Here is a 14,920-nt window from a genome sequence, read left to right as displayed (position 1 = left end):
CAGCACTCGCCCGGCATATCGCGACCGGGCCGAATACCGTGCTGCGCCGGATCATCACCGACCCGCTGTCGGGCCAGGTCAAGGATTTGGGCCGGGATCGGTACCAGCCGACAGCCGGGCTCGACGAATTCGTCCGGGTACGGGACCGTGAATGCCGAAGACCCGGCTGCCACAGACCCGCCCAGGCCTGCGACATCGACCACTCCACACCGTGGCAGTTCCACGGCAACACCGACGCCGGCGACCTCATCGACCTCTGCCGCCGCGACCACCGCCTCAAGGATGCGCCAGGCTGGAACTACCGGCTCGCGCCCGACGGAACCCTGACGATCACCACACCCACCGGACAAACCCACACCAGCACACCCCCACCACTCCACGAACCCCGCATCACCGACGAAGCGCCACCGTTCTGAGGTGTTGCCGAAAACCGGCAACACCGCTCCTGCTCCACGCAGCCTTGGGACACGTCCGCGAGCACGTCGTCAAAACACGGCCACGCCGACCGCGCCACAAGCCTCACGTCGCGGAGAAGCCGCCCCGGTTCTGGCCGTTACCGAAAACCGGCAACGACACGCCCCGCCCACTACTGGGAGGCCACTGCGGTCTCTGCGCGGCCTCGCGATGTGCCCGTGTCAGCTCGTCGCCGATATACGGCCACGTCGCGTGGCTCTCCCACCGCCGAGAAGCCACCACCCTTCTGACTCGTCGCCGAAAACCGGCAAACGCCCGAGGCGTGCGCTTCCTGGCCGAAGCTCACGGGTTGCACTGCGCGCCGCGGATCGGGACCGGGTCGGTGGTGTAGATGTGGCGGCCATCGGTCGCCCTGATCTGGAAGCAGTAGCGGCGGGCCGGATCGACCGGGACGTCCATGGTGCGCTGGCGGTGGGCGACGAGTTTCATCGTCTCGATCCGTTCGCCCGCCATGATCACGACGAAGTCCAGTTCGCCCTCGGCGCGCCAGGTCAGCTGGACGTGGCTGCTCAGGTCGGTCGGCGGAGCCAGAGAGAGCCCGACGTTCGGTGCCGGAGCGGAGGATGCGGGAAGCGGGATCGCGGCGGCCACCGGGACGGCCTGCCCGCCCACTTCCGCCGGTCCGAGGAACATCGGCACCACGGCCAGCCCCGCGACGAGCACTCCGGCGCCGGCCAAGGCGATGGGGCGCCACGGAATCCGGCGTTCGGGTTTGACGGGCCCGCTGAAAGTGCGGATCAGCGTGCGGCCACCGGCCGGGGTCGGTGCCGCCACCGGAGCAGGGGCGACCGGCCTGACCTGCGGCGGGGGAGGAGGAGCCGAGCCGACCGCGGCGAAGTCGTCGAACTCGACGTCGACGTCCTCTTCTTCGGTCGCGGCATCGGCGGATTCCGCGGAAATCTCACCGCCGTTCTGGCGCATCTTCGCGAACAACCGTGCCAACGACGCGACGTCCTGCGGCCGATCGGCCGGTTCCTTGGCCAGCAACCGCAGGATCGTGCTGGAAAGTTCCCGAGGGACGGCCGGATCCGAGATCGGGGCCACCGGTTCCCGAAGCACCTGAAGGATTCGCTCGCCGGGTTGCTGACCGGTGTGGCGTGGGAACGGCGGCGCGCCGGTCAAGGCGGTGTAGAGCACCGCGCCGAGTCCGTAAAGGTCGGACGCGGGCGAAAGCGTGTCGTCGCGCAGGGTTTCCGGCGCGACGTATTCCACCGCGTACATCGGATCGCGCGGATACCGGCGCCGCAACGCCACCCCGAAGTCGGCGAGCACGAACTCGCCGGACGCGCGGTACAGCACGTTGTGCGGAGTGACGCCGCCGTGCAGGACGTCCGCCCCGTGCGCCGCCGCGAGTGCCGACGCGACAGCGGATCCGAGGGCGAGCACGTCACGGACACCCAGCCGGGCCCCGGAATCCAGCAGCCCGGCCAGTGAGCCCGCGCACAGTTCCCGCCGGACACCGGAACGGCCGTCGGTGTACTGGATGAGGTCGTCGACCTGCAGGATCGACCGGGTCGAGCGCACCGAGGCGAGCGCCTTCCGCTCGCGGTCGAGCCACGCCGAGGTCTCCCGGTCGAAGGCGCCGGGGAACATCTTGACCGCGAACTCGTTGCCCGACGCGGGATCCCGGACCGCGTAGACGGTGGCGATGGGGCCCTGGGCGAGCAGCCTCGGTCCGCCGACGGTGGTCTCGATGTGCATGCGTCCATTGTCGCGCAACAACGCGATTTCGGCGTGCTTTCCCGGCGGCAGGTTCCTGCCGAAGCGGCCCGGGCGCCCCGTTCGTGGCCGACGCTTTCCTCATGCAGACTGCCGGCCTGGTCAGGGTCACCATCACCACTCCGCACCGGCGCATCGACATGGCGCTGCCGGAACACGCGTCCGTCGCCGAAATCCTCCCCGGCCTGCTCGCGCGGGCGGGTGAGGGGATGGCCGACGACGGGGTCTCCGGCGGCGGCTGGCAGTTGCGCCGAGCCGACGGCACGGCCTTCGATCTGGACCGGACCCTGGGCGCGCACCGGGTCCGGGACGGGGAGATCCTCCATCTGACGCCGCGCCGCACCGAATGGCCCGAACCCGAGTACGACGATCTGGTGGACGCGATCGCCACCGGCTCCGGTCGGACCGGCCGGGCGTGGGGGCCGCGGCACACGCGGCAGGCCGGGCTGGCGGTCGGCGCCGTGGCGCTCCTTTTCGGTCTGGTCGCCGTACTGCGCGCGGGCCCGCCGTGGACGTCTCCGGCGGCGTGGTCCCTGGCCGTTTCCGCGCTGCTGCTGATCGCGGGCGTCATGCTCGCGCGGGCACTTCGCGACGCCGGGGCCGGGGCGGTGATCGCGGCCGTCGCGCTGCCGTTCGCCTTCACCGGCGGTGGTCTGGTGCTGGCGGGCGACGATCCGATCGGGGAACTGTCCGCCGGCCACCTGCTGCTGGCGAGCGCGGCACTGCTGCTCGCGGCGGTCGTCGGCCATCTCGGGGTGACGGCCGCGCCGGAACTGTTCGCGGGCGCGGCCACCATCGGGCTGCTCGGCGTCCTCGGTGGCTGGCTGGCCACCTTCGACGACCTGGCGGGCTACCGGGCCGCGGCCGTGATCGGCGGCGGCGTTCTCGTGCTGTCGACCACGTTCGCGCCCTTGGCCTTGCGGCTCGGCCGGGTCCCGATGCCGGTGCTGCCGCGCTCGACCGCGGATCTGGTCCGCGACGATCCACAGCCGCCGCTGGAACTCGTGCACGCCGCCGTCGCCAGAGCCGACGCGCTGCTCACCGGAATGCTGGGCGGGACGGCCCTCGTGGTCATGTACTGCCAGCTCACCTTGATCCGCAGCGACAGTGAAGCCGCTGTCGTGCTCGTCGCCCTGCTCTCGGCCGGATTCCTGGTGCGGGCGCGGTTGTACCCGATCCTGCGGCAACGCCTGCTGGTGCTGGTGACCGGGATCTTCGGTGCGGGCTGTCTGCTCGCGGGCCCGCTCATGACGGACCGCGGACTGCTGCTCGTCCTGGCCGGGCCGCTTTCGCTCGCCGTCGCCGCGGGCGTGGTCGCGTCCGGCATCGTCTTGAGCACCAAGGCCGCGAATCCTTATCTGGGCAGGATCGCCGAGTACTTCGAGATCCTGGTGATGATCGCCGTCGTTCCGGTGGCGTGCTCGGTGCTCGGCCTGTACGGCTACGTGCGCGGACTGGGGGGCTGAAACCATGGCGTCCAAAAGGGATCAGCTGCAGGCGTACCAATTCATGGTGCAGCGCGCCATCTCCGCGCTCGTCACCAGGGAGACCGATCCGGAACAGCCGCCGTTTCGCCGTCCCTCCGGTGCCGCTTTCGCCGGTGTCGCGCTGGCGATCGTGGCGCTGGCGTGCGTCGGCGTGTACGGGATGATCGTGCCGGGCGGGAACAACGCCTGGCGCAAGGAAGCCGCGGTCATCGTCGAGAAGGAGACCGGCACCCGGTACGTCTACCTGGGCGACCGGCTGCACCCCGTCGCCAACTACGCGTCGGCGTTGCTGCTGCTCGGCGAGCACCGCACCACGGAACGGGTTTCGCGGGATTCGCTCGCCGGAGTCCCGCGCGGGCCCCGGATCGGCATCCCCGACGCACCGGACGCACTGCCCGGCCCCGAAAAACTACTCACCGGTTCGTGGTCGCTGTGTTCCGCACCCGCGAGCGATCTCGCGGGCAGCCGGATCGAGGAATCGGTACTGCTGGCCGGCGCCTCGCCGTCCGGCGGCGCCGACCTGGGAGACCAGGCGCTGCTGGTGGAATCGACCTCGACCGGCGACCGGTTCGTGGTGTGGCGCGGGCACCGGCACAAGATCAACGACTACAGCGCCGTCGGCACCGGCCTCGCACTCACCGCCGAACCGTGGGCGCGGGTCGGCCGGGCGTGGCTCGACGTGCTCCCGGAAGGTACGCCGATCGGCCCGCTTCCGGTGGCCGCGGCGGGGGAGGTGTCCACCGCGGTACCCGGCCGCACCGACATCCGGAACGGGATGCTGCTGATGGTGCAGACCTCCGGCGGCGGGCAGCAGCACTACCTGGCCGAACGGGACGCCCTGCGGCCGATCACCGAACTGCAGTACGACGTCCAGCGGGCGAGCGCCCAGATGATGGCCGCCTACCCCGGCACAGAGCCGAAAACCGTGTCGCTTCCGCCTTCTCTGGCGTCCACGTCACGTCAGCTGGACCCGATCCAGGCCGAAGCGGGCTCGGCCCCGGCCACCCGGCCCGCGATCACGCGCCTGCGCGATCAGAACGCCACCGTCTGCGCGACCTTCGCCAACGGCGCTCCCGCACCCGCGCTGACCGTCGATCCCTCGATGCCGCCCGCGGATCCGATGTCCACCACCGCCCGCCGGACCGCGTCCGGGACACCGCTCGCGGACCGCGTCCACGTGCCCCCGGGCAGCGCGATCCTCGTCGAGGCGATGCCCACCCCGCAGGCGCCCGCCGGGACGCTCACCGTGGTGACCGACATGGGCCGCCGCTATCCGCTGGCTTCGCCGGACGTACTGAAGATGCTGGGATATCCGTCGGCCACCCCGGTGCGCCTGCCCGCCGGCCTGGTCGCGCGCCTTCCCGAAGGCCCGAGCCTGGACCCGGCCGCCGCCCAGCGCCAAACCCTGGGGTGAGGTGGTCCACCCGCCGTGAAGGCCTCCTTGAGGGACTCAGAGTCCCTCAAGGAGGCCTTCACGGACCAGCCACAAACCGGTGGTCCGGTCACTCCCGCGAGAGCAGGAAGATCTGTTCGGGAGGTTCGACGACGGCGGGTTCGGCGGCCACCGCCGCCGCGCGGCCCGGGCGCCAGCCGCGCCTGCGTCCCCGCGGCTGGAGCACCGCCACCAGCAGCGCGAGCACGATCGCGCCGACCACGACGACGGTGAGCCATTTCGCCGCCGTCGCGTTGTTCTCACGGGCCGCGGCCCGATCAAGCTGTTCCTGGTCCGGTGGCACGGGAATGAAGGCCGGCAGGGCCCCCGGTGCCGCGGTGTCCATGCTGTCGGTCACCGCCCGGTAGGGGTCGACCACACCGGCCCCGAACGCCGGGCTGCGCAGGCCGCCGCGCGCCGGGTTCGCGGTCGCCATCAGGCGGCGTGCCACTTCCGGCGCGGTCAGCTGCGGCCAGGCCGACCGGACCAGTGCCGCGGTGCCGGAAACGAACGGCGCGGCGTAGCTGGTGCCATCGGTGTAGACGTGCCCGCCCACCCTCGTCGACGCCAGGACTTTGGCGCCGGGAGCGACGATGTCCACGTAGCGGCCGATCTGGGAACCGGACATCCGTGCCCCGTCGATGTCGATGGCGCCGACACCGAGAACCCCGTCGTACGCGGCCGGGTAGGACGGAAGTTCGGTGGTCGATTCGCGCTGTGTGTTACCTGCCGCGGCGATCACCAACGCGTCCCTGGACACCGCGTACGCGACAGCGTCCCGGATGACGGCGAAGTCGTCGTGACCGGCCAGGGAAAGGTTGATCACCTTCGCCCCCTGATCTGTCGCGTAGCGGATGCCGTTGGCCACCACCTGCGGATCGATCCGGAGGGATCCGCCCTGACCGTCGAAGTCGCGGTCACTGATCCGTACCGGCAGGATCTCCGCGTCCGGGGCCACTCCGTGGAAACCGATACCGGGCGCCGGATCGGCGGCGATGATGCCGGCGACGCCGGTGCCGTGTGACACGCAGTCGAACGCTCCAGGAAGCGAACTCGCCAGATAGAAGTCGCGGCCCGCGCGGACCTTGCCCGCCCTGGAAAGTTGCGGGTGATCGGCGTCGACGCCGGAGTCGACCACCGCGACCAGGACCCCGGAACCCTTGCTGTACGGCCACACCCGTTGTGGAGCCAGCGCTTGCTGGGCCCACGGCTGTGCTCGTACCGGGGGCCGCGCCGGCTCCGGATCCTGGCAGGCGCCGGGCGGGGGCGCCGCGTGCGCCGTCCCTCCGCCGCTGAGGGCCTGAACGGACGCCGCGGCCAGTACGGCGGCGACGGCGGACATCCGGTGTCGTCTCATGATGTCATCGTCCGCGCGGACACCGCCGGAGACAGGCGAGTGGCCGCAACCGGCCACTCGCCTGTGGTCATCGCCGACATCCACCCGATCAGCTCATCGCGTGGTGTGCCACAACTCCTTGTCGAGGAGTTCCACCGAGGCGGACTCCGATTCACCGGTACGCGGACGTTTTGGTTTTCGGAGGCCGAAAGCCGGGTCACCGCTGCCGGAACGGCCGCGGAGTTCGGCCGGCACGCCCTCGGTTCCCACGGCCGTCTTCCTTGACGAGCCGGCACGGCCGGTCGGCTGGTCCGCGGACCCGGGCTGGAGGGTCCCGGGTGGGGTGGCGTGACCGCCGGCAGGCGGCATCATCGGCGGCGGGCTGCCACCGGTGGCCGATTTCCCCGCCGTACCGGTGTTCGCTCCGGCCGCGGTGGGGGCACCTTCGGCGATGCTCTGCGCGGCGGCGCGTTTCGCCATGGCCGCTTTCGACATCGGCAGGCCGCCGGCGCCCGCCCCGGCGGCGCCGAGCAGGCCGAGACCCGAGGCGACCGGCGCGCCGGACATCGGGGGCAGGCCCGCGCCGGGAAGACCCGTGGGCAGGCCGGGCGTGACCGGTGGCAGGGTGGACGTGAGGCCGGCCAGGGACGGGCCGCCGCCGGCGGACCAGCCGGGCACGTTGGGGCTCAATGCCGACGAATCGAGTCCCGCGCCGCCGGAACCGCCGGAGGTCAGCGACGAGCTGAGGTCCTGTAACTCCTGCAGCGTCGTCATGCCCGCGGTAGCCGCCTCGAGCACATCGGTCGGGGAGTTGCCCTCCGTGGAAACCTGCTGCGTGGGCAGCACTTCGGCCGGGTTCTGCACCCCGGACGCGGCGACCACCTGGCCGATCGACATGTCGAACTCGACGGCGAGCGCGTTCATCGCGGTCGCCGACAACTGCTGGAAGGTGGCCGCGGCCGCCTGTCCGACGATCGGTATCCCGACCACGGCGAGGTAGCTGTCGTAGAAGCCGGTGACGGCCGCGAGGGTCGCCGGGATCGAGGCGGCGAGTGTGGTCAGTGCCGCGGCGGGCTGCGCCGCGTCGATCCGCTCGCCCCACATCTTCAGCTCGGCAAGGGTCCGCTGCGTCTTTTCCTCCATCGCACGGCCGTTCTCGTCCGTCCACTGTGGAGAAAGCTCGGCCACCCTGGTGTGCAACTCCACCTGGGCCGCGCCGATCCAGCCGCGCACCTCGGTCCACATCCGCGCCGCGTCGTTGAGCACCGGGACGCTGCCGTTTTCGGCGTTGATCATCTCCATGTGCATCTCGATGGGCAGCATGTTGTAGGGGATCACGGTTCGCTCCTCAGACCGAGTCGGGCTGGACGGTGGACGGCTGCGCGGCGTCACCGGTACCACCGGTGGCGGAGTCCGCCTGGTTGAGCGAACTCGCGGTCTGCTTGAGGATCGACAACCCCTGGTTCGCGACCTTGACCGTCGTGCCGGCGAGTTCCAGCGCACTGGCCACGTCGGCGGCGGAGTAGGCGCCCGCGGCCGCGCCGACCTTTCCGGAGTAGGTCACCATGTCCGCGGTCACCTTGCTCAGCAGCGCGAGCATGCTCGCGGTAGCCGCCTTGTCCAACAAGGACATCGCGACGCCCTCGAACAAACCGGTCAGGTTGGGCATGGTGCCCAGTCGTTGTCCCAGTGACGGCGGGATCTCGGGCGCGGTGAGATGTTGGGAGAACGCACTCATCGCGGCGGGATTGCCGTTGATCTCTGTTCCGGGCATGTGCCCCTCCTCAGTGTCCGGAGCGGAATTTCGCCGCGCTGTCCGGTTGGTTCACTTGCCACAGCTCCTCGTCGAGTAGCTGCACTGTGTTGCTCTCCTCGTCCCACCGGCGTTGCGGCGCGGCGGGCTGCGACTTCCGTTTTCCGTTGACCGCCCGTCCGAGCAGCGGGACTCCCGGTGTTCCCGCGGGCTTGCCGCGCTGCCGTCCGGCGGGCTGGTCCGCGTCACCGGGTTTGATACCGCTGCTCTCGCCTTTTCCGGCCCCGTTGTGCGGCATCATCGGCGGCGGCATCCCGCCCGCGCCCGCCGCACCCGCGGCGGAGGCCGAACCGCGGCTCAGCCCGGACGCCATCGGTGCGGTACCCGCGTTCAGCCCGGCTCCCGGCAGTGAACTCCCCGAACCGAGGCCCGCGCCGGGGATCGCTCCGGGCCCGCCGCCCGCACCGGCGCCACCCGCACCGGAAAGCCCTGCCGTGTCCGACATCCCGGCCAGCGAGGGGAGGCCGGAGGTGCCTGCCGGGTCGGCGTAATCGGCGTAGTCCGCATAGTCGGAGTAGTCGCCCAGTTTCGACGGGTCGATGCCGGAAAGATCGGGGAGATCGGGAGTTCCGCCGCCCGAGCCGCCGAGTAGTTGCTCGGCGGCCGACAACGCGTCGCTCAGCGCGCTGAGGGTTTCCGTGCCCTGCTCCAGCGGGTTGGTGGTGGGGTTCTGCTCGCTCGGTTGCTCGGGCGTTCCGGGGTCCGGTGAACCCGGATCCTCCGAGGGAAGATCTCCGGCGTTCGGCACGCCGGCACCGTCGTTGCCGAGCCCGGAATTCGGGTTGTCACTCGGCCCCGAGCCGAGTTGGGTCGGCCCGTTCCAGGGCCGGCCGCGGGCGGCGAGCATGGCGTTCCCGGTGAACAAGTATTGCTGTGCGACCAGGTCCAGTAGCCCTCCCACCTTCTCCTGGGCCCTTTTGGCTTCCTGCGTTCGCTCGTCCGGGTCGGTCTTGGCGTTGACCATCCCGACCCACACGTTCATGATCGATCGGGTCGCCTCCATCTTGGCCAGCAGCACGCCTATCTGCTGGGTGAGATGGGATTCGTCGATGCTGCCGGTGGGTCTCTGCGGAGCGCCCTCCGCTGCCTTTTCCTGCCCTCCCCAGGAACCGAGCCCCGACTCGCAGGCCTCGTCCACCCAGTTGACGAAGGCCCGGCCCACCTCGTCGTCCCAGTTGGGTCCCCGAAGCTCGTTGTTGGCTTTTCGGAGGGATACATGCGTGTCGTCGACCCACATCCGCGCCTGCGCCCACATGTCCTGGGCTGTGGTCAGCGCGGGGTAGGTGTTCTGCATCTCCGCCTGGAACATCTGTACTTGCCTGTCGAAACTGACGTCTTTGTAGGTCATCGTTCAATTCCTGTCGAGGCGTCTTGGGCAGCAGGTCCGGTCACGCGAGAGGTCCCGACTGGCCCCCCAGGAACGGGATGTCCGGCGGAACCGACGCCGGAGCGTCCGTTTCGTCCTTCGGCGGCCGGCTGGTGGTCGCCTGCACCGCCGACTGCGCCGCCTCGCCCGCGGCCCCGTAGGCGATCGCGCTCTTCCTCGCCATGACGCCGAAGATCTGCGCACCGGGACCGGCTTTCTCCAGAAAGGACTTCAGCGCGTCGGTGATGTACTGATCGGCGCCGGCCAGTGCCGCGCATTCCGCCAGGCCACCGCATTCCTTGATCGGTTCCCGGTCGATCGTCGGCGCGGACCTGATTTCGACATCCACCACTTTCGCGAACTTGTCCAGCGCCGGAATCCACACATTGACCTGACCGCTCATGTACTTCCTCCAGTGCCGTTCCTCGGATATTCGTGTTCGCCCCAGCCAAACATCGACAGCGGCCGCGATGCCGGCTCCGGCAGGTTCCGGCCACGGCCGGCTACGTCCGTGGCGGCAGCCAGGCGAGCTGGACCAAACCCTTGTGGCCACGGCGATCCACCAGCCAGCCGCGGCCGGGTGGGAGCACCTGGGCCCGCATGCCACCGAGCAGCGGGCCTTCGTCCCGGTCGCCGGACATCATCAGGCCGGGCGTGCCGACCTCCCGCAGCCGGGAAAGGAACGGTTCGAACAGTCCTCGGCCCGCCCCGCCGGAGCGGCGGGCGAGCACCACGTGCAGACCGATGTCCGAGCCCTGCGCCACCAGCGACAGCAACGGCATCAGCGGATGCTTCTCGTGCGTGGCCACCATGTCGTAGTCGTCGACGAGCACGAAGATCTCCGGTCCGTGCCACCAGTTCCGCGCCCGGAGCTGTTCCGGCGTGACGTCCGCGCCGGGCAGCCGCTTCACCATCGACGCGGCCACCTCGGCCAGCAGTTCGCCGCTGTGCGCGTCGTTGGTGCCGTAACCGAGCAGGTAGTCCTCGCCGACCTCGCCGAGCAGCCCGCGTCGATGATCGACCAGGATGATCCGGGCCTCACTGGGCGTGTACGCGCTCTCGATCCGGCGAGCCAGCGTGCGCAGGAGCGTCGTCTTGCCGGACTGGGTGTCGGCCAGCACGAAGAAGTGCGGATCGGCGTTGAAGTCCAGCCGCAGCGGGGAAAGGTCCTTCTCGTGGATACCGACCGCGAGCCCGACCTCGGCGCCGGCCAGCTCGTCGGTCTCGGGCAGCTCCTCGAACGGGAACGTTCCCGGCAGCAGCCGGACCGGTGGCGCGGACTCGCCGGGCCAGGCGGACCGGACCGCGTCGACCAGCGCGCCGATCCCGCCGATCAGGTCCTCGGTGCGCGCGGACCCGTCGATCCGGGGGAGCGCCACCAGCATCTGGTGCTTGCTCATCGAGATGCCCCTGCCGGGAGCGCCCGAGGGCACCCCCATGGCGGCGCGCCTGTCGATCAGCGAGTCGATCGGGTCGCCGACCTTCAGTTCCAGCTTGCTGGCGAACAGGTCCCGCACGTTCATGCGCAGGTCGAACGAGCGGGAACAGCTCGCCACCAGGTGCACGCCGTAGGAAAGGCCACGTGCGGCGATGTCCCCGACCGTCTCCTCCAACTGGTCGAACTCGGTGCGCAGGGTCTGCCAGCCGTCGATGACCAGGAACACGTCGCCGTGGGGCTGGTCGGCGAACCGGCCCTCGGCGCGCAGCTTGCGATAGGTGACGATGCTGTCGATCCCGTGCTCGGCGAACAGCCGTTCCCGCTGCGCCAGCACCGTGGCCACCTCGGCGACGGTGCGGCGCACCGCGCCGGTGTCCAGCCGCCCCGACACCCCGGAGACATGCGGAAGGCCGGCGATCGAGGCGAGTGTGCCGCCGCCGAAGTCGAGGCAGTAGAACTGCACCTCGCGCGGGGTATGGGTGAGCGCGAGGCTGCCGATCAGCGTGCGCAGCGTGGTGCTCTTGCCGGTCTGCGGCGCACCGATCACCAGCACGTGCCCGGCCGCGCCGGACAGGTCGAGCCGCAGGGGATCGCGACGCTGCTCGTAGGGCCGGTCCACGAGGCCGAGCACCGGCCGCAGTCCACCCGGCCGCTCGGTGGTCAGACCGCGCACGGGGTCGGTGATGAGTGCGGGCAGCAGTGCGTCCAGCGTCGGAGACTCGTCCAGCGGCGGCAGCCAGACCTGGTGCGCCGGTGTGCCCTGGCCCTGCAACCGGTCCACCAGGATGTCCAGCAGGGTTTCGCCGACCGCGGTGTCCGGGTCCGGTTCGGGGGTCTCGGGCTCGTCGCCGGTGTCCAGGTCGGCGGCCAGATAGTGGGTGGTGTACTCGCGCAACACCAGTTGTTCTTGCGGGTTAAGGGAAGCCGCGCGTCCGGTCTGGCGCTGGTACACGCCGGAAACGTAGGCCGAGCGGAACCGGTCGAGCTGTTCGGTGCCCACCTTGAGGAATCCGTGGCCGGGCGCCCGGGGCAGCCGGAACGCGTCCGGCATGCCGAGCACCGTCCGGCTCTCCATCTCCGAGAACGTGCGCAGCCCGATCCGGTAGGAGAGATGCCCTTCGAGGCCGCGCAGCCTGCCCTCGTCCAGTCGTTGCGAGGCGAGCAGCAGATGCACGCCGAGCGACCGGCCCAACCGGCCTATTTGGACGAACATGTCGATGAAGTCCGGCTTGGCGGACAGCAACTCGGAGAATTCGTCGCAGATCACCAGCAGGGTCGGCACCTCGGGCAGCGGGGCGCCCGCCGCGCGGGCCTTCTCGTAGTCGCGCAGCGAGTCGAAGTTCCCGGCCGCGCGCAGCAGTTCCTGACGGCGGATCAGTTCGCCGTTGATGGCGTCGGTCATCCGGTCGACGAGATGCAGTTCCTCGGCGAGGTTGGTGATCACCGCGCTGGTGTGCGGCAGCGAGTCCAGCCGGCTGAAGGTGGCGCCGCCCTTGAAGTCGACCAGCGCGAAGTTCAACGAGCTCGGTGGATGTGTCACGGCCAGCGCCAGCACCAGCGTCCGCAGCAGCTCGGACTTGCCCGCACCGGTCGCGCCGATCAGCAGGCCGTGCGGGCCCATGCCGTCCTGCGCGGACTCCTTGAGGTCGAGCTCGATCGGCGCCCCGTCCGGGTGGATCCCGAGCTTGACCCGCAGCCGGTCCCGGTTCGGCCGGGGCGTCCAGGTGTCGGCCGGATCGAACTCGTACGGGTCACCGAGTTCGAGCAGTTCGGCGAGGCCGAGCTCGCTGGTCATCGGCGCGTCGCCGCGCACGCCCGCGGTGAGCCGCAGTGGAGCGAGCTGCCGGGCGAACCCTTCGGCGGCCACCGCGCCGAGCGCGTCCGCCCGGCCGAGCGGGACCTCGCCGTCGATCGTCTCGCTGACCAGATCGCCGTCCTCGGCCACATCCAGCACCACGGTGGTCCGGTCCAACGCCCTCGGCGGCATCGTGGTCAGGTCGACCACCGTCACGCCCTCGACGCCGCCGCCGGTCATCAGGTGGTCCGACCCGGCCATCGAGCCACCGTCCAGCACGACCACGAGCTGCGGACCGGAGACCCGGGTGTCCACCTCGGGATCGAACCTCGGCCGCCGGGCCAGTTCCTCTTCCAGCACCGATTCCAGCGCCGGAATCGTCGGCGCGACAAGGCGAAGCGGACCGAGCGCGTCGGTGCGTTCCGGGTGCAGCGCGTGCGGCAGCCACTTGATCCACTCCCAGTCCGCGCGCTCCCGCTCGCCGACGCACACCGCGATCCGCAGGTCGTCGGGTGAGTGGAAGGTGGACAGCTGGGCCAGCATCGCGCGCAGCATGCCGAGATGCCGCTCCCGGTCGCCGCGCAGGTAGATCCGGCTGAAGCCATTGACCGCGATCCCCAGCGGCAGCCCGTCGATCGTGGTGTACGTGGTGATGAACCGGCGTAAAGCCAATGCGGACAACGGTTCCAGCTCTTCGAGCGGTTTGGTGTCCGGCGAGATCAGGGTGGTCGCCGGGGCCTGCGCGCCGGTGCCGATCCGGGCGATGCCGAAGTCCGGGTCGTCCTTGCGCCGCTCCCACAGCCGATAGCTGGCGGCCAGCGACCACAGCGACGCCGGATCCGGGTGCAGGTACTCCATCGCGTCCCGCTGCCCGCGTACCGAGCGCCGCAGCCGCAGCCGATGCTGGGCCAGCTGGCGAAGGTACTTGCGCCGGGCGTGCCCCATCTCCCGCTTGCTCGGGCCGCCGCCCTGCAGGAAACCCATCACCACCATGCCGAGCATGCCCACGCCCATCAGGCCGTACACGACGAATCGGATCGATCCGTTCATGCTGCCGGAGAGCATCAGCATCATCGCGCCCATCATGGCCACCATCGGCACCACCGTCAGCACCTGCAGCCATTGCCGCGCGGGCGGCGGCGGGATCTCCGGAGGTGCTTGCAGGATCAGTTCGCCGGCCGGCAAGTCCGGCGCGGGCCGCCTGGCCGGTCTCTTCACCACGATGGTCGTCACTCCGTGATCGTTCGCCGGTGACGGCGCGGGCAGGGCGTGATGGCAGGAACGTGCCGAACTCGCTGATCGCGCCGGTTCCCTGGCTAGCTTGAGCGCATGGCCCATTTCGGCAGAGAAAAGAGGGACGTATGACAGACGGTCGCGTCGATATTGAAATACCGCTCGTACAGCAGCTGTTCAACAAGACCGATACCAGCCAACAGGAAGTGTTCGTCGCGCATCGCGCGCACGCCGCTCGGGATCTCGATGCCCTCCAAAGCGGGCTGGGCGGAGGGGCGCTGCGGGCCGGTGTCACGGGGAACGAGGAGCGCGTCAACCTCTTCAGCAACCAGGTTCATCCGTTCGCCCAGCAAATCGTCGACGCGGGGAACTCGGTCGTCAAGGTTTCGGCGGGGTCCGCGGCCGACGCTGCGCAGGCGCTGATCGCCAAGGCCATCAACCCATCCGGCTAGTAAGGAGATTTCGATGGATGACCACTACAAGACCGTTTACCACATCGTCGACGCGGCCAAAACCGACATGGACAAGATGGCCACCGGCGTCAGGCAGGCGGCCGAAGACGACCTGAGCGCCATGCAGAACGTCATGGGTGCCGGATGGGGCGGGCGTAACAGCGAGGAAATGGGCATCAAGTACGCGCAGGTCTGCAAGAACACCGGTTCCTACTCGGACGGCGCGCACGGCACCGCGGGGTCGTACGGCGATGTCGTGCACATCGGGCAGACGTGCGAGACCCAGGTCAGCAACATCATCGGCATCTAGCCGCCGCGACAAGGAAACCCCGGCAGGCCATGGCCCGCCGGGGTTTCTTGCGCTGGCTCGCCGGG

12 protein-coding genes are annotated in these 14,920 nt (G+C 70.2%); 5 read left to right on the top strand and 7 right to left on the bottom strand.

Annotation, left to right across the window (positions count from 1 at the left end):
- The coding region (locus tag ACLJRL_RS40020) for an HNH endonuclease signature motif containing protein (RefSeq protein ID WP_410661631.1) at positions 1 to 416 on the top strand (416 nt) is incomplete at its 5' end.
- Between the two features lie 340 nt (positions 417 to 756).
- On the opposite strand, the gene ACLJRL_RS40015 is transcribed toward ACLJRL_RS40020, so the two are convergent.
- Positions 757 to 2,175: a serine/threonine protein kinase gene (locus tag ACLJRL_RS40015; RefSeq protein ID WP_410661630.1), complete on the bottom strand. Its 1,419-nt coding sequence runs from the start codon at positions 2,173 to 2,175 to the stop codon at positions 757 to 759.
- 101 nt (positions 2,176 to 2,276) lie between these two features.
- On the opposite strand from ACLJRL_RS40015, the gene eccD reads away from it, so the two are divergent.
- Positions 2,277 to 3,659 (top strand): type VII secretion integral membrane protein EccD, encoded by a 1,383-nt coding sequence (gene eccD, locus ACLJRL_RS40010; protein ID WP_410661629.1) that lies wholly within the window; start codon positions 2,277 to 2,279, stop codon positions 3,657 to 3,659.
- Positions 3,660 to 3,663: 4 nt separating this feature from the next.
- A complete protein-coding gene (eccB, locus tag ACLJRL_RS40005) occupies positions 3,664 to 5,094 on the top strand; it encodes a type VII secretion protein EccB (RefSeq protein ID WP_410661628.1) in 1,431 nt (476 codons plus the stop codon).
- Between the two features lie 88 nt (positions 5,095 to 5,182).
- On the opposite strand, the gene mycP is transcribed toward eccB, so the two are convergent.
- The 6 genes from mycP to eccCa all read right to left on the bottom strand — a co-directional run bounded on the left by mycP (position 5,183) and on the right by eccCa (position 14,093).
- The gene (mycP, locus tag ACLJRL_RS40000; RefSeq protein WP_410661627.1) at positions 5,183 to 6,469 is read right to left on the bottom strand and encodes a type VII secretion-associated serine protease mycosin; all 1,287 of its coding nucleotides are present in this window, start codon (positions 6,467 to 6,469) and stop codon (positions 5,183 to 5,185) included.
- Between the two features lie 93 nt (positions 6,470 to 6,562).
- The gene (locus ACLJRL_RS39995) at positions 6,563 to 7,786 is read right to left on the bottom strand and encodes a hypothetical protein (RefSeq protein WP_410661626.1); all 1,224 of its coding nucleotides are present in this window, start codon (positions 7,784 to 7,786) and stop codon (positions 6,563 to 6,565) included.
- 10 nt (positions 7,787 to 7,796) lie between these two features.
- Positions 7,797 to 8,222, bottom strand: a complete 426-nt coding sequence (locus ACLJRL_RS39990; protein ID WP_410661625.1) for a hypothetical protein — start codon at positions 8,220 to 8,222, stop codon at positions 7,797 to 7,799.
- A 10-nt stretch (positions 8,223 to 8,232) separates the two neighbouring features.
- A complete protein-coding gene (locus tag ACLJRL_RS39985; RefSeq protein WP_410661624.1) occupies positions 8,233 to 9,609 on the bottom strand; it encodes a hypothetical protein in 1,377 nt (458 codons plus the stop codon).
- 40 nt (positions 9,610 to 9,649) lie between these two features.
- Positions 9,650 to 10,030 (bottom strand): hypothetical protein, encoded by a 381-nt coding sequence (locus ACLJRL_RS39980; protein ID WP_410661623.1) that lies wholly within the window; start codon positions 10,028 to 10,030, stop codon positions 9,650 to 9,652.
- A 100-nt stretch (positions 10,031 to 10,130) separates the two neighbouring features.
- On the bottom strand, positions 10,131 to 14,093 hold the full coding sequence (gene eccCa, locus ACLJRL_RS39975; RefSeq protein WP_410661622.1) for a type VII secretion protein EccCa: 3,963 nt from the start codon (positions 14,091 to 14,093) through the stop codon (positions 10,131 to 10,133).
- Between the two features lie 128 nt (positions 14,094 to 14,221).
- On the opposite strand from eccCa, the gene ACLJRL_RS39970 reads away from it, so the two are divergent.
- Together ACLJRL_RS39970 and ACLJRL_RS39965 are read left to right on the top strand one after the other, a co-directional pair.
- Entirely contained in the window at positions 14,222 to 14,545 is a 324-nt protein-coding gene (locus ACLJRL_RS39970) for a hypothetical protein (protein WP_410661621.1), read from the top strand.
- 13 nt (positions 14,546 to 14,558) lie between these two features.
- Positions 14,559 to 14,855: a hypothetical protein gene (locus tag ACLJRL_RS39965; protein ID WP_410661620.1), complete on the top strand. Its 297-nt coding sequence runs from the start codon at positions 14,559 to 14,561 to the stop codon at positions 14,853 to 14,855.
- The last annotated feature ends 65 nt before the right edge of the window (positions 14,856 to 14,920 follow it).

The sequence above is a fragment of the Amycolatopsis sp. lyj-112 genome, from assembly GCF_046549055.1.
Taxonomy (GTDB): Bacteria; Actinomycetota; Actinomycetes; order Mycobacteriales; family Pseudonocardiaceae; genus Amycolatopsis.
The sequence above is the reverse complement of the archived record's forward strand: the minus strand, read 5'-3'. Positions and strand labels throughout refer to the sequence as shown.

Coding starts and splice junctions, on each gene's coding strand:
- eccD (WP_410661629.1), top strand. CDS start 2,277: ATGCAGACTGCCGGCCTGGTCAGGGTCACCATCACCACTCCGCACCGG.
- ACLJRL_RS39985 (WP_410661624.1), bottom strand. CDS start 9,609: ATGACCTACAAAGACGTCAGTTTCGACAGGCAAGTACAGATGTTCCAG.
- ACLJRL_RS39980 (WP_410661623.1), bottom strand. CDS start 10,030: ATGAGCGGTCAGGTCAATGTGTGGATTCCGGCGCTGGACAAGTTCGCG.
- eccB (WP_410661628.1), top strand. CDS start 3,664: ATGGCGTCCAAAAGGGATCAGCTGCAGGCGTACCAATTCATGGTGCAG.
- ACLJRL_RS39990 (WP_410661625.1), bottom strand. CDS start 8,222: ATGCCCGGAACAGAGATCAACGGCAATCCCGCCGCGATGAGTGCGTTC.
- ACLJRL_RS40015 (WP_410661630.1), bottom strand. CDS start 2,175: ATGCACATCGAGACCACCGTCGGCGGACCGAGGCTGCTCGCCCAGGGC.
- ACLJRL_RS39970 (WP_410661621.1), top strand. CDS start 14,222: ATGACAGACGGTCGCGTCGATATTGAAATACCGCTCGTACAGCAGCTG.
- ACLJRL_RS39965 (WP_410661620.1), top strand. CDS start 14,559: ATGGATGACCACTACAAGACCGTTTACCACATCGTCGACGCGGCCAAA.
- mycP (WP_410661627.1), bottom strand. CDS start 6,469: ATGAGACGACACCGGATGTCCGCCGTCGCCGCCGTACTGGCCGCGGCG.